At 70.9% G+C, this 14,807-nt stretch carries 10 protein-coding genes; 6 read left to right on the top strand and 4 right to left on the bottom strand.

Annotation, left to right across the window (positions count from 1 at the left end; translation table 11 throughout):
* Positions 1-120 precede the first annotated feature (120 nt).
* Genes LZ495_RS29740 through nucS form a run of 3 tightly spaced genes read left to right on the top strand, consistent with a single transcriptional unit; the run spans position 121 to position 1,545 of the window.
* On the top strand, positions 121-396 hold the full coding sequence (locus LZ495_RS29740) for a hypothetical protein (RefSeq protein WP_235056039.1): 276 nt from the start codon (positions 121-123) through the stop codon (positions 394-396).
* Positions 393-875: a hypothetical protein gene (locus LZ495_RS29735; protein WP_235056038.1), complete on the top strand. Its 483-nt coding sequence runs from the start codon at positions 393-395 to the stop codon at positions 873-875. Before LZ495_RS29740 ends, LZ495_RS29735 begins: the two co-directional genes overlap by 4 nt.
* 10 nt (positions 876-885) lie before the next feature.
* Positions 886-1,545 carry an endonuclease NucS gene (gene nucS / locus LZ495_RS29730; RefSeq protein ID WP_235056037.1) on the top strand — a complete coding sequence of 220 codons (660 nt, stop codon included), beginning with the start codon at positions 886-888 and terminating at the stop codon, positions 1,543-1,545.
* Between the two features lie 105 nt (positions 1,546-1,650).
* Here nucS and LZ495_RS29725 read toward each other — a convergent pair whose 3' ends face one another.
* Positions 1,651-1,824, bottom strand: coding sequence for a hypothetical protein (locus LZ495_RS29725; RefSeq protein ID WP_235056036.1), 174 nt, complete (start codon positions 1,822-1,824; stop codon positions 1,651-1,653).
* Between the two features lie 232 nt (positions 1,825-2,056).
* Here LZ495_RS29725 and LZ495_RS29720 point away from each other — a divergent pair, with 232 nt between their 5' ends.
* A complete protein-coding gene (locus LZ495_RS29720) occupies positions 2,057-2,662 on the top strand; it encodes an SH3 domain-containing protein (RefSeq protein ID WP_235056035.1) in 606 nt (201 codons plus the stop codon).
* Positions 2,663-3,036: 374 nt separating this feature from the next.
* The gene (locus tag LZ495_RS29715) at positions 3,037-3,921 is read left to right on the top strand and encodes a PhzF family phenazine biosynthesis protein (RefSeq protein WP_235056034.1); all 885 of its coding nucleotides are present in this window, start codon (positions 3,037-3,039) and stop codon (positions 3,919-3,921) included.
* A gap of 3 nt (positions 3,922-3,924) precedes the next feature.
* Here the strand turns inward: LZ495_RS29715 and LZ495_RS29710 are convergent, their stop codons facing one another.
* The 3 genes from LZ495_RS29710 to LZ495_RS29700 all read right to left on the bottom strand — a co-directional run bounded on the left by LZ495_RS29710 (position 3,925) and on the right by LZ495_RS29700 (position 10,200).
* Entirely contained in the window at positions 3,925-5,070 is a 1,146-nt protein-coding gene (locus tag LZ495_RS29710) for a S8 family serine peptidase (protein WP_308268662.1), read from the bottom strand.
* 1,829 nt (positions 5,071-6,899) lie between these two features.
* A complete protein-coding gene (locus tag LZ495_RS29705; RefSeq protein WP_235056032.1) occupies positions 6,900-7,364 on the bottom strand; it encodes a hypothetical protein in 465 nt (154 codons plus the stop codon).
* A 103-nt stretch (positions 7,365-7,467) separates the two neighbouring features.
* Positions 7,468-10,200, bottom strand: coding sequence for a hypothetical protein (locus LZ495_RS29700; RefSeq protein WP_235056031.1), 2,733 nt, complete (start codon positions 10,198-10,200; stop codon positions 7,468-7,470).
* Positions 10,201-11,698: 1,498 nt separating this feature from the next.
* On the opposite strand from LZ495_RS29700, the gene LZ495_RS29695 reads away from it, so the two are divergent.
* On the top strand, positions 11,699-14,704 hold the full coding sequence (locus LZ495_RS29695) for a LamG-like jellyroll fold domain-containing protein (RefSeq protein ID WP_235056030.1): 3,006 nt from the start codon (positions 11,699-11,701) through the stop codon (positions 14,702-14,704).
* The last annotated feature ends 103 nt before the right edge of the window (positions 14,705-14,807 follow it).

The raw sequence follows: 14,807 nt of genomic DNA, 5'->3' as shown, positions 1-14,807 counted from the left end.
TCTGGTATTTCCGCCGTCTCCAGTCACCCGCGGAGCGGCGCCGCGCGCTCGTGCTGCGGCTGATCACCCGGGCCCTGGACGGGGCGGGCCGCAGCCACCTGCGTCCTGCGGGCCCGCGACGTGTCGCCGGCGGAGGTCGGGGCGATCGCCGTGCAGTACGGGTACGACTGCACGGGGCATCGCCCGCTCACGGGGGCGGCACGTACCGGCCCCGGCCCCGGTACGGGTATCGGCGCGGGCAGGGGTGCGGGCAGGGGTGCGGGCATCGGCGCCCGGCTCGCCGCACGGGCCACGTCCGGCCGCGGTACGGACGGCATCGAGTACCACTTCGCCCGCCACCCCGGGTTCCCGGCCAGGCCGCAGCTGGTGCTGCCCAAGCGGTGGTGGATGCCGTGAGCGAGTCCTTCGCGATCCTGGTGACCGCGGTCATCCTCGTGTGGATCGTCGTGCGCATGACCCGCCCGTTCCGCTGGTCCCGGGCCCGCCTGGACGCCGACATCCGGGCACGCTTCAGCGGTACCGCACCCGTCTTCTTCCTGTACGCCTTCTATCCGGTCGACACGCTGGAACTACTCCGCATCGCACGCAGCCTCGGCTACGAGTACGCGGGCAGCTACCAGCACGGGGGCTTCGACTTCATGGCCTTCGTTGTCGCGGGCAGCGTGCCGCGGGCGGACGCACCGCCTCGGCCGCTGCACGCACCTCCCCCGACGCCTCCCCCGGTGCCTCCGGTGGCACCGCTGCCGCCTGCGTACGCGTCCCCGCCCTACGCACCGCCTGCCCCACCCGCCCCTCCGCCTTTCGCGCCCCCGTCGCCGCCGTTCGCGCCCCCGCCTTCCGGCACACCGCACGGGAGCGGCTCCGACGGCGGTTAGGCTGGTCCCCATGCGTCTCGTCATCGCCCGCTGCACCGTCGACTACGCGGGACGGCTCTCGGCCCACCTGCCCTCCGCCCAGCGCCTGATCATGGTCAAGGCGGACGGCAGCGTCTCGATCCACGCGGACGACCGCGCGTACAAGCCGTTGAACTGGATGAGCCCGCCGTGCTCCCTCAAGGAGGACGGCGACACCTGGACCGTGGTCAACAAGGCCGGCGAGAAACTGATCATCACCATCGAGGAGAAGCTGCACGACTCCTCGCACGAGCTCGGCGTCGACCCGGGCCTGGTCAAGGACGGCGTCGAGGCCCACCTGCAGGAACTGCTCGCGGACCGCATCACCACGCTCGGCGACGGCTGGACCCTGGTCCGCCGCGAGTACCCGACCGCCATCGGCCCCGTCGACATCCTGTGCAAGGACGCCGACGGCGCGACGGTCGCGGTCGAGATCAAGCGCCGCGGCGAGATCGACGGCGTCGAGCAGCTCACCCGCTACCTGGAACTGCTGAACCGCGACCCCCTGCTCGCCCCCGTCAAGGGCATCTTCGCGGCGCAGGAGATCAAGCCCCAGGCGAAGGTCCTGGCCACCGACCGCGGCATCGGCTGCGTCGTCCTGGACTACGACGCCCTCCGGGGTGTCGAGGACGACAAGCTCAAGCTCTTCTAGCCGGCTCTTCTAGCAGGCGCGGCCCGGCGGTGCGCCGGGGCCGACAAGACCGATAAGACCGATAGGTCCGATAAGACTGGCAGGACCGGCAGGACCCGGCGTACTTCAGCGGCGGCCGGCGCCCGCACCGATGCGGAAGCGGCCCAGGCGGGCGCGGAGGCCGACGCCGCGGGTGCGGCGACCGGTGCCGGTACCCCTGCGGGTGCGCGTGCCGGTCCGTCGGCCGCGGTGCAGCGCGAGGGCGCGTTCGAGGCTGCGAATTCGGCTGCGGATGGTCATGGTTCACCCTTCGGTCGCGGCCCGCCGGGAACGGCGGGCCTGTAACTGGCGCTGCCCTGCGACGCGGCTGCCATGCACACGGGCGGCTGTGCACAGGGCTGCCGCACACCGCTCGTTCAACGGCTGCTCGACGCCAAGTGACCGGGTGTTCGGCGTATTTGACGGTACGTATGGGGGACCTGGTCGCTAGCCTGGGCTTCGAACCGGCAAACACGATCGAAGGGGACCATCCGTGGCGGACGAGCCGTCGTCGCTGGGCTCCTGGCTCAAGACCCAGGTGCAGCGGAAGCCGTCCGGCGGCGGTGAAGAGGCGACAGGAAGCGGCGGCGGGCTGCGGCTCTCGCGCGGCATGTGGATCGCGCTCGGCCTCTCCGTGGTGGTGATCGTCGTCGTTCTCCTCGGCGGCAACGACAACGGGACACCGACGGAGAATGCCTCGGATTCCGGCTCACCCACGGTGAGTTCGTCCGCGACGGCATCCGGGGCCGGCGCACCGGGCGGAGACGGCACCGGAGCCGCGAGCGGCGATCCGAACCAGCCTGCGGCGACTGCCACGGGGACGCGGATACCGAAGGGGAAAACCGCGTTCACGCAGCACCGCACGTCGCTGATCGTGCGGTCCGAACCGAACAACACAAGCGAGGTCATCGCCCGCCTCGGCTACGAGACGCAGGTCACGCTGGTCTGCCACACAACCGGCCCGGCCGTGTACGGCCGCAACGCGAAGTCGTCGACGCTGTGGGACAAGGTCACCACGCCGGGCGGCAACACCGGGTACGTGCCGGATGTGTGGGTGCTCACCGAGGCCGAAGTACCGACGCTCGTCGAGGCCTGCTGACCGCGAGTGATCGCGGGCAGGTCAGTGCGCGCTGCCCCGGCGGGACCGGTTGTACACGACATACGCCAGGGCCGGATCCGCGTACGCGGCAGCGTTGCTGATGTGTCCGTCGTACGGGCCCACCTTCGTGACCGTACGGCCGCCGCGGAACAGTCGTCCTGCGCGTCGGCTTCGGCATAGCCGAAGAGCATGAACTCGCGGAGGCCGTCGCCGAGTACGGGAACGTGCAGCGGCATGCTCCGGTAGCCCACGTATTCGCCCGCACCGGCAGCACCGGCGTTGGCGTACACGGTGTCGACGATCAGGGGACCGAGTCCGGGGATCGCCATGCCGCGCACGCTAGTGGGCCGAGGTGACGGGTAGCGTTGACCGGCGTGAAGACGTCGATGAGTGTGGAAGACCTGCAGGTCACGATCGTGGACGCCTGCCTGCGGGACGGCACCGGCGGAAGCCCCACCGCTGTGCTGGACGAGCGTGCGCTCAGCGACGAACAGCGGCGCCGCGTACCGGTGCTGGCGGGTACGTCGCACGCGGTCTTCGTATCCCGGCCGCAGGACGGTTCGACGGTCGCCACCCTGCGGTTCTTCACCCGGGACGGCGAACTGCCGGCATGCGGGCATGGGACGGTCGCCGCCTTGGCGTTCCTGGCGGAATCCAGGTCCGACAACGTGCATCTGGAAGCGTCCGGTCGAGCCTTCGACGGATGGGTACGCGGGGGCCGCGAGACCGACACGGTCGAGGCCGCCTTCGACCCGGGCGCGGTCGACCTGCGGGCGGCGACAGAGCCGGAACTGACGGCCGTCCGAGCCGCGCTTGGGCTCGACGGCGATGGCGACCTCGACGACGCTGTCGTCGCATCGATCGGACGGCCCCGCCTGCTGGTACAGGTGAAGGACCGGTCCGTACTGGATTCCCTGGCACCGGACTTCGCCCGCCTGCGCGAGGCCTGCGACCGGTTCGGCTTCCTGGGGTGCTACGTGTACGTCACGCCGGGGCCGGACGGCCGCACCGCGGCACGGATGTTCGCACCGTCGATCGGCGTCCCGGAGGACATCGCCAACGCCAACAGCACGGCGTGCCTGGCGGCGTACATGGCCGGACGCGGGATCAACCGGATCGCCGTCGACATGGGCGACTCGCTGGGCAGCCCCGCGACGATCACCGCCACGGCAGACGCGACGGAGGACACGGGCAGCCCCGCGGTCCGCCTAGGAGGCGTGGCCAGGGTCGGACGGGTGGTACGCCTCCCGCTGCCCTGACCGTCAGCGATACGAACCCGGAGGCGGTGGGCCCGGTGGATACGAAGCGCCGTATGGAGGAGCCGAGTTGGGCATGGACGGCGGCGGTCCGCCCGGTCCCCCTCGGTTACGCCTCGACCGGAGGAGCAGGCCGACAGACACCGCGATGGCGATCACTCCGCCGCCGACGATGGCCACCACGACAAGGGTGTTCGAGCCGCCGCCGTCGGACTTCTCCGCTGCGGAACCTGCAGCCGCGGCCGACGACTCGGGCGCAGACTGGGCTCCACCCGGCGCAGCGGCGCTTTGCGATGGCGTTGTCTGGTCGACCGGCGACGCGGCACTGGGCGAGGGCAGGTTGCCACGCTTGCCCACGAGGGGATTGACGTCTGGCGGGCCAGGGTCCCCGGTCCAGCCGAGTGCCTTGCGCGGACTGACGTTGCCGTAGCCGAGCGAGTCGTTGGGCAGCGGGCCTTCCGGCTTGTTCGCCGAGTCGATGAGGACCTTGATGATCTGATTCGCGGTGTATTCGGGGCGCTGGGCCCACAGGAGCGCTGCGACGCCCGCGGTGAGTGCGGTCGCATCAGATGTACCGGTCCCCTTGCAGTATCCCGTCGGACCGGTGCACGCACTGACGATGTCGACGCCTGGGCCGGCCAATGAAACCCAGTTTCCAGTCACGCTTCCTGGAGACAAACGACCGGACTGGTCATATCCTCCGACGCCGAGAACCCCAGGGTCGGCAGCCGGGTACGCCGGCCGAGGATAGGCCTCTTCAACGTTGCCGCTTGCGGCAATTACGAGTTTGCCCTTCTTGAGAGCATAGGCAATCGCCTCGGATCGGATCGGGTTCCGACCGCTGCCCAACGACAAACTGATGATCTTGGCGGGTGAGTCGGCCGCGGCTCGAATCGCCTCGGTCGTTTTGTCGGAGTCCAGGTCCTTGCTCCCCGACTCGGGGACGCTGAACGCCAGGACCCGGGCCTTGGGGGCGACTCCAAAGGCTCCTTGGCCTCCCACGCCTTTGCCGCTCCCGGCAATCAGGCTGGCCATGGATGTTCCGTGCCTGGTCGGGATGTTCACGCCACCGTTGAACTGGGCCAACGTCACCTGACCGACCAGGTCGGGGTGCGCAAGATCCACCCCGCCATCCACCAATGCCACTGTCACACCATCGCCTTGGGAGGTCTTCCAAGCCTCCTCGATCTTCCAACTGTCGAGGTACCACTGCGCCGGTCGAATCGGATCGACGGCGTGGGCGGGTGGAGCCGACGCAATCGGACCGACAAGCACCGCAATCGCTGACGCCAGTCCTGCAATGCTCCGCTGCAGGCAGCGCTGCCTAGTGCGCACGCGTGATCGACCTCTCTTCCGACGGACAAACTTCGGCTTTCGTTCAGCCGATCACCGGCGGGACGCTCCCCGATTGCCCGCCGCCCCAGGTCTCCTCGTCCTCTTCAAGGTAATCGGCACGCTCGCGACGTCGACGCTCACGGTCGTCCGGAGTCCCGCCGCCGCCCATGCCGCCCATAGGACGTCCGGCTCCGTGACCGGTTCCCGAAGCGCCCCCGCCTGGTTGGCCTGGCCCAGAACGCAGTCCGGATCCGCCCGCCGAGAAGGCCCCTTGCCCAATTCGGGCCGGGGGGCCGCCGACCATGCCCCCTGGGGTCCCGAGTGGCAGCCGACCCGATCCGGACCGTCCACCAGTGGACGCCGGCGTCCCCCCAGGGGCACCGCCCGTTCCGCCGCCCATGGGCATGCCGGTCCGCCCACCGCCTGTTGCGCGTGCTTCGCCGGTCATCTGCCCGGGGCGCTGTGTTCCGCCCTCGATCGGCCCGTTCCGAAGTCCGGTGGCACCGATGTTGCGGCTGCTTCCAGGCGGAGTGCGGCTGGGCGCCCCACCACTGATTCCAGTCGGTTGGCCACTGCGATACTGGCCACCCCCACCTTGTGTCGGCCCGGTCGAACCTCCTGGCATACCGGGCGTGCCCGGAGGGCGGCTCCCTGGCAGCCCGTTGGAGGGTGCGGGCTTGTTCAGCCCGACAGTTCCAGGCACCGGACCCGTGGTAGGACCGCGCGAAGGAATGGGGGGATTGCCGTTTGTGCCACCGGGAAGTTGACCAGTGCCGCCAGGTGTCGTCTGGTTCGGCTGAGGGGCCGGCGGTGTGTTCGTCTGGCCGAGTAGATTCACGCCCTGCGGCGGCCCCGTCATCGGCCCGGTGCCGACCACAGACGGAACCGCTGGGCCCTGAGCCGGTGGCCAGCCGGCAGGCGCTCCGGGCGCCGACCCCAGGTTCGCCGAGCCGCGCCCCGATGCCCCGCCTGCGAGCGATGTCTGCCCGCCGAGCCCGACCATTGTGGCGGCCGCCACGCCGGTAGAACCGCCATAGTCCTCCGAGTCCGGATCGCTGCGTCCGACCGCATGCACGTCCACCGGCTCTTTGAAGGCAGGCAGCGGCATGTCTCGCATCCGCTCCGATGACGTGACATACGTTGCCGCCAGCGCCTGCATCTGGGCGACAGCTTCTTGCCGTTGGCGTTCAATGGACGCCTCGAGTTTGGCGATCTCGCTCTGTCCCGTCACAGGGTCCACCGCCGACGCAGCGGCCGGGTTCTGCGCCATGGCGACGGCCGTGGCCTGGTCCTGGACGGGAACCGGCGGCAAGTGCGTCGAGGCGAGCTTGTTGCCGACGATGTCCAGTTGGAGACCCGAGTTGTACGTATAGTCCGACAGCGCAAGAGTCGAGGCTACGAGATCGTCTGTCCAGGTGCGGAAGCTGGCGGCGGCCGGGCCTTCCCACGCCACGGTGCCGGTCTTCAGTTTCAGGACGTTCGCAGCTATCTGAATCTTGAGCCCGGCGGTCTGCAGACGCTGACCGGCGTCCATGACGTTCCCGCTCTTTGCAGCGGCGATCATGTCGACCAGTTGCTGGTGGCTGAACCCGTCGAAGTTCGTGCTGGCGAAAGACATGCGATTCCCCCGTTGAGATCCGGCAGCGTCAGCCGGTGCCGGCGACTTCCGTGGTGGACGCTCCGGTCCCGGCCGAAGTCTGGGACGGCGCCACCTGGGTCGGTTTGTCGGAGTAGGGCCGGGTGTCGGCGCTCTTCCCGTCGCCGTAAAGCAGTTTCGAGAGCTTCTGCTTGGCACCGTCGTCCGCCGCGACCGTCTTGTCACCGGCCATCTGGATCGTCATCGCCATTGCTTCGATCTGCTGGTGCAGCATCGTGGCCAGTCGCTTGACGTGCTCGACGACACCGATCGTGCCCCAGGCGATGAAGTACGCCTCGTTGAAGCCTGTGCCGTAGTCATCCGCCTTGACGACGCCGTCGACCGGGTTCACGGCCGAAACCGAACCACTGGTCAGGTCGTCGAGGACGGAGAGGATGCTCGCCTCGAACTCCTTGAGCGAGTCGAGGTCCACCATCATGCGCTCGAGCGAAACGCCGTCCATCTCGTTGATCATTGTGCTCGCCTCCCCCGTGGAAGCATCAATTTCCCGCGGCCATGCCGCGGTCAGGGCGAGTCTAGCCAACCATTCCGCAGAAACGCCCCCTCAGTAAGGCAGTTCACGGCGTTTCGGTCGCCGTCGCGGTCGGGGACTCGGTGGTCGGGCTCGGGGTGGGCTGCGGCGGCGGTTGGACGGGTGGGGGCGGGTTGCCCGGCTGATTCCCGCCCGGGTTGGGGTTCGGGTTGGCCGGCGGGGTGGTCTGGGTCGCCGGTCTCGTGGTGGCACCCCGGGTCGACGTCGGCGTCTTCGTTCCCGGGGTGCCGGATATGCCACTGGGGGTACGGCTGCCGGAACGTCCCGTGGACGGAGTTCCCCCCGGCGTACGGTCGCCCGCCGAGGACGGCACTCCCGGCATTCCCGCGCCCGCCGGGGCACTTCCCGGGTCGGCCGTCCCGCCCGTGACCGTGACGCCGGTCGACGGCGTGTTGCCGCCGCCGCTGCCGGGTGCGTCGCTGCCCATCGCGATGATGACCGCAAGGGTCGCCACCAGCACGCCCGCGGCGCCCAACGTCATAACGCCGCGCTTGCCGGACACAGAGGCCGACATCGCCCGGCGCCGCCCCGCGGCCGCCGCAGCGCTCGTGTCGATGCCGAAGGCGCCCGGGCGTTCGCCCGCCAGGACGAGGATCCGCCGGTCGGCCGCTATCCCCCGCTTGTCCCCCGCGTCGCGCAGACGCGAGGCCGCGGTGGCCTGCTCGCGGGCCTGCCCGACGTCCGCCGAGCACAGTGCGAGTACGGCCAACTCGTGGTGGAACCAAGCCTGTTCGGCAGCCGCGGAGGACGCCCCCGCGGCTGCACCGCCGATCTCCAGGCAGTCGTGCCACGCCTCGAAGCGGAGGGCGGACGCGAACGCCGGGGCCGCCGCGCGGGCCAGTACACGTACCGAACTCGGCTTCCCGAGCCGCTGTACCTCGCGCAGGCAGGCGAGGATGACGTCCGCTTCCTCGGCCACCTGCGCCGCGGTCACCGTCGGGTGCGAGACCCACCAGGTGAAGTGCTGCATCGCGGCGACCGCCCATGACGAGGGGCCGCGCATGAGCCCGGCCGCTTCGTCCGCGACGCCGCCGGCCAGCCGGTAGCGGCCCGATTCGACGACGACCAGGCCGGCCGCGACGAGTTCGGCGGCGGCGCCGTGCGCGTCGACCGCGCCGGTCAGAGCAGGCAAGTGGGCAGGATCGGGCAGGACGCCGTCGAGCGCCGCGCCAAGGCGCAGCACCTGCTGGGCCGGACGCGACAGCAGCGGGATGAGCCGCGGCACGAACAGCTGCGGCTCTCCGGGGGACGGCAGTTCCGGAGCGGCGAACCCGAACTCGGAGCCGAATGCGTCGAAAGACTCGAACGGGTCGAAGTCCCCTGACAGACCGCCGAATTCGTCGTGATCGTCGGGTTGGACGCCGGTACCCAGCCGGGCGAGCAGCGCACCGGCCTGCGCGAAGCGGCCCGGGTGCCCGTCGACCTCGAACCACAGCGCCGCGGACCAGGCCAGTTCCTCGTCGTCGAGTTCGCGTCCGGCGCAGCGCGCCAGCAGCGCGAACGCCGCCTCCTGCGGCAGGCCGCCGAGGGTGATCTCGTAGAACGGCGAATCCGCCCGGCTCGGCGATCCGGAGCTGTCGCCGGGCAGCGCAGGGAGCCCGGGAAAGCCGGACCCGCCGGACGCGCTCGACCCGCCCGGCAGACCCGCCAGGGCGGCGAGGCCGGAGCTGCCGTGGGTTCCCGCAGCACCGGACGCACCCGAGGCACCGCTGGACGACGAGGCCACCAGGAAGACGCATTCCGGTGCGATGCGCAGCAGTTCCTCGACCTCGTCCGCGGGCAGGTCGAGGTCGTCCACGACGACCAGGGCCGCCACTTCGGCCAGCAGGTCGGCGAGCGTCTCGCGCGTCGGCCGGTACGCCTCTCCTGCGAAGCACGCGTCGTGGAACTGCTGGAGCAGGTCGTCCAGTCCGCGCTTGTGCCCGGTCAGGAAGACGACGCCGTCCGGTGCTCCCGCGGCGTCACCTGAGGCCAGGTAGCGCAGCAGCGTGCTGCGGCCGATCCCGGCGGGTCCGCCGACGCGGACGGACGTGCCGCGGGCGAGGAGTCCGCGGAGTTCGGCGATCTCGGCCTGCCGCCCTATCGGCGGGTATCCGATCGAACGAGGCGGCGCGGACTTGCGGACCGGCAGCGGACGCGAGGTCGCGGGCAGCGGGACGATCTCGCTGCCGTCCGGGCCGCCGATGGTCAACAGGTGGTTGCCCACCGCGAGTTGGACGAGCGATCCCGGGCCGGCGAGGCCGTTCGGATACGACGTGCGGCCGCCGAACGCCTGGCCTTGGGCCGACCCCTGAGCCTGCGGCTGAGCCTGGGGCTGCGACTGCGCTTGGTTCTGGGCCTGGCTTCGAACCTGGCCTTGGCCTTGGCCTTGGCCTTGGCCTTGGCCTTGGCTCCGGTCTTGAGCCTGGGTGTGCCGCTGGCCCTGGTCCGCGGAATGGCCTTGTCCGTGCGCTTGGTTCTGCGGCTGGCCCGGCGTCCGCCCCTTAACGCCGTCGTACGCGGATCCGGTCCTGGGGTCGGCTCCCGGAGCCTTGCCCCGGCCCTGCGTCCGGGCATCGGCCGCGGCCTCGATCGCGGCTCCGGCCCGGGCGTCGTGCTCGGCGCCGGATCCATTCTGCGTGCCGTCCGCCGGACGCGACGCGGCGCCGTTGGCCTTCCCGTTGCGCAGCGGTGACGCCGTGTCCTCGAAGCCGCTCGCGTGGTCGTCGGCATCGTCGGTGTCGTCCTCGAACCGCGTGCGGCGCCACGGGTATTCCACACGTGACGGACGGCGCGGACGCACCGGCTCGTCGGACGGTCCAGAAGCAGCCGCGGACGTCGATTCGGACACCGAATCGGACACCGATTCGGGCGCCGTCGACGCCTCCGTCTCCATCCCCGCGCCCGACGCCGCAGCGGCGCCGTTCCCATTACCTGCGTCCAAACCCGCGTCCGACCCCAGGCTCAAGCCCAGATCCGAGCCCCAATCCGAGCCCGCGACCGAGCCCGCCGTCACCGAGTCCGCTGCATCGCCCGTACGCATGGCCAAGCGGACGCGTTCCGCCCGCCCCATGCGCTCCCCTCTGCGCTCTTCCCGGTAGCCGCGGTCCGCACGGCTCTCCCGGTCCTCCAGACCCCCCGGTCCGGTCCCCCCACGCATCACGCTCTCGCCCCGTTCGGCCTGCCCGTGCTGTTCCGCCGCCCTGCCCCGTTCCGTGCCCTGTTCCCCGCCCTGCTCCCAGGCCCGTTCCCCGCCACCGGCCCGCTCCGGTGCGTCCCACTCATCCCATGTGTCCAGCGCGTCAGGCGCATCGACCGGGCCTGACTCCGTAGGTACAGCCGGTGCGTCCGCGGCGAGGGTGCCGGCCGGGTCGGCCGTGCCTCGTCCGTCGCGCGCCTCGTCGCCGGGCGGTCGCCCGGCCGAGGTGCCGGATGCCGTGTCCCGGACCGCCGCCGAGGAGTCCTGGCGGGTTCCGGTCGCAGCTCCGCCCCGGCCCTGCGGGGTCGGGTGTTCCTCCCCGACACCCCGCGGGGTTGCGTCCATCGCTCTCCTTCGATCCCCGTCCGCCCCCTGCCGCGCCCCGCCCCGGTGTGTGGCCCCCATCCGGCCCCGCGGGCCACGCGGGCCGCTCGGACGCCGCCGGGCGGCCGTCCCGAGAGCGCTGCCGCCCGGATGTGGATCATCAGTGTGCCGCGCCGCCTCGGCGACCGCCACACCTGCACCAGCGTGCCACCGGACCAGGCCCTGCCGCGCCCTTCGATGCCAAACCTTCGCCCACTCTCCACAACGCGCGTAACCGACGCGAGGTCACCCGACCGTCGGATACCCACAGGAAACCACGCAAAGCACCGGCTTCCCTAACAGACCATCAGTCTTCTTTACGGCAAAGGCACAACACCGCAATCCGCACCGCCCTAAGGTTCTGCCCATGTGTGCCGACGGCGATCGGCTCAGTCCCGCCGGCACACGGACACACAGGTACAGCAGGCACACAGCCATACAGACACACAGGCACACCTGCACTCCGCCTGCTCGCGCGAGGAACAGCGCCACCCTGTGCCCGGCCGACCCGGGTGCGGGCGCACCTCTTCCCGTCGGTTCGTCGGTTCGTGTCCAGGGGGGCTTCATGACCGGCAGTACCCGCACGCGCAAAAGCGCGCTCTCTCGCCTACCCCGAATCTCGCCCATATCCCGCAAATCCCTTACACCCACGCGTACGCGTACGCGGCACCGGCGGCGCACCGCCGCCGCGACCGCGGCCCTGCTCGCCGCGGTGATGCTCGCCACCGCACCGTCCGCGACCGGCGCGCTCGCCGCAGCGCCCGCGGACACCTCACCGGCACCGTCCGGTACCCGGACCGGCCCGGAGATCTTCACCTCCGGAAGCGCGTCCGGCAGCACGTCCGACGGCGGAAGCCGGTCCAAGACCACCGCGCAGGCCGCGCAAGCAGCCGCGGCCGTCCCGGCCGGTTTCGAGGACCAGACCGCCTTCTCCGGCCTCACCGATCCCGCGGACATCGAATTCGCGCCGGACGGACGGGTGTTCGTCGCCGAGAAGTCCGGGATCGTCAAGGTCTTCGACTCGCTCTCCGACCCCACCGCGACGGTCTTCGCGGACCTGCGCACCCAGGTGTTCAACTTCTGGGACCGCGGCATGCTCGGCATCGAGGTCTCACCCAACTTCCCGGCCGACCCGTCCGTGTTCGTGCTGTACGCGCACGACGCCGCCCCCGGCAAGACCGCCCCTTACTGGGGCACCGCCGGGACCAGCGCGGACAACTGCGCGACGCCGCCCGGCGCCCAGACGTACGGCTGCGTCATCACCGGCCGCCTCTCCAAGCTCACCGCGGTCGGCGGCGGCAACACCGCAGGCCCCGAGCAGGTGCTGATCACCGACTGGTGCCAGCAGTTCCCGTCGCACTCGACCGGCTCGCTCGCCTTCGGCCCCGACGGCTATCTGTACGCCTCGGCCGGCGACGGCGCCAGCTTCGACTGGGCGGACTACGGCCAGACCGGCACCAGCGGAGCGATCCCGGGCAAGGACCCGATCCCCGCCAACCCGTGCGCCGACGCGCCCTCCCCGGTCGGCACCGCGCTCACCGCGCCCACTGCCGAAGGCGGCGCGCTGCGTTCGCAGGACATGCGGACCACCGGCGACGCGGCCGGCCTGGACGGCACCGTCATCCGCATCGACCCGAACACCGGCCAGGGCGCGCCCGGCAACCCGTTCGCGAGCAGCTCGGACGCCAATGCGCGCCGGATCCTCGCGTACGGGATGCGCAACCCGTTCCGGATGGGCTTCCGCCCCGGGACCGGCGAGCTGTGGCTGGGCGATGTCGGCTGGGGCAAGTGGGAGGAGGTCGACCGGATCAGCACCACGTCCGCGGCGACCAACTTCGGCTGGCCCTGCTACGAAGGCAACGGCCGCCAGGGCGGCTACGAGTCGATCAACCTCAACCTGTGCAACAACCTGTACGCGGCCGGCACCGGCGCGGTGAAGGCCCCGCACTACGCCTACGACCACGCGGCCGCCGTGGTCGCGGGCGACGGCTGCCCGACCGCCAACGGCTCGGCGATCAGCGGTATCGCCTTCTCGTCGGCCAACAACTACCCCACGGCGTACCAGAACGCGCTGTTCTTCGCCGACCACAGCCGCCGCTGCATCTGGGCGATGGGACCGGACGCGAACGGCGTGCCCGACCCGGCGAAGCGCATCGTCGTGGCCACCGCCGTGAACCCGGTCGCGCTCAAGACCGGCCCGGACGGCGACATCTACTACGTCGACTTCGAGGGCGGCCGCATCGGGCGCATCCACTACACCGGCAGCCGGCCGATCGCCCGCATCACCGCCACCCCGACCAGCGGCGCGGTGCCGCTGGCCGTGGCCTTCAGCGGGACCACGTCCAGTGACCCGGATCCGGGCCAGACCCTCACCTACGCCTGGGACTTCGACCGCAACGGCACGGTCGACTCGACGTCCGCGACCCCGTCGTGGACGTACACCACGCCCGGTACCTATCAGCCGCAGCTCACCGTCACCGACCCCACCGGCCTGCGCGGCACCGCGCAGACCACCATCACCGCGGGCAATGCGCCGCCGACCGCGATCATCGACACCCCGACCAGCGCGCTGACCTGGAAGGTCGGCGATCCGATCCCGTTCAGCGGGCGGGCCACCGATCCGCAGGACGGCAATCTGCCGGCGTCCGCACTGCGCTGGACGCTGATCATGAACCACTGCACGACGCCGAGCACCTGCCACGAGCACACCGTGACCTCGCTCGACGGCGTCGCGAGCGGCACGTTCACCGCGGTCGACCACGAGTACCCGTCGTGGCTCGAAGTGCGGCTCACCGCAACGGACTCCGGCGGGCTGACCGGCACCTCGGGGGTCCGGCTGGATCCGAAGACGGTGAACATCACGCTGGCCAGTTCGCCGGCCGGCCTGAACCTCGGCTTCAACTCCACGCAGAGCGCGGCGCCGGTGACCAGAACGGTCATCGTCGGCGGCACCAACTCGATCGCGGCGCCGTCGCCGCAGACGCTCAACGGCAAGACGTACCAGTTCGTTTCGTGGTCGGACGGGGGCACCCAGTCGCACAACATCGTCGCACTGGCCACCGCGCAGACCCTGACCGCGGTCTACCAGGAAGTCGCGGCACCCAGCGGCCTGGTGGCGGCGTACGGGTTCAACGCAGGGACCGGGACGGCGGTCGCCGACACGTCCGGCAACGGCAACAACGGCACCGCGGCCAACACGGCGTGGACCGCGGGCCGGTACGGCCAGGCCCTCACCTTCAACGGCACCAACGCGTGGGTCACGGTGGCGAACAGCGCGTCGCTGTCGATGACCGACAAGGTGACCATGGAAGCGTGGGTCAAGCCCGCGTCGGTGACGGGCTGGCGGACCGTGCTGCTCAAGGAGCGCGGGACGAACGCCCTGTCGTACGGCCTGTATGCGGGCGGCGACGACCGGGCGGCCGGCTACTGCCGCATCGGCACGGTCGACCAGTCCCTCGGCTCGCCGGCCAACCTGGCCCTGAACACCTGGACGCACATCGCGTTCACGTACGACGGCGCGACCATGCGCTTCTACGTGAACGGCGCCCAGGTGGCCTCGCGCGCGCAGACGGGCGCACTCACCAATGGAACGGGTGACCTGCGCATCGGCGGCAACAGCGTGTGGGGCGAGTACTTCACCGGCCAGATCGATGAAGTACGCCTGTATAACAGGGCGTTGAGCGCAGCCGAGATCACCACGGACATGAACACGGCGATCTAGCAGCAGCGTCGGAAAGCAGCGGAAGGGCCCGCGCGGTCGCGCGGGCCCTTCTTGCCGTCTCCGTTCCGACCGGCTCAAGCCAAGACGTCGGCCTTTCAGCCCT

Origin of the sequence: Yinghuangia soli (assembly GCF_021502675.1) — a bacterium.
GTDB classification, from domain to species: domain Bacteria; phylum Actinomycetota; class Actinomycetes; order Streptomycetales; family Streptomycetaceae; genus Yinghuangia; species Yinghuangia soli.
Note: the sequence above shows the minus strand (reverse complement) of the source record. Positions and strands in the feature narration are given on the sequence as shown.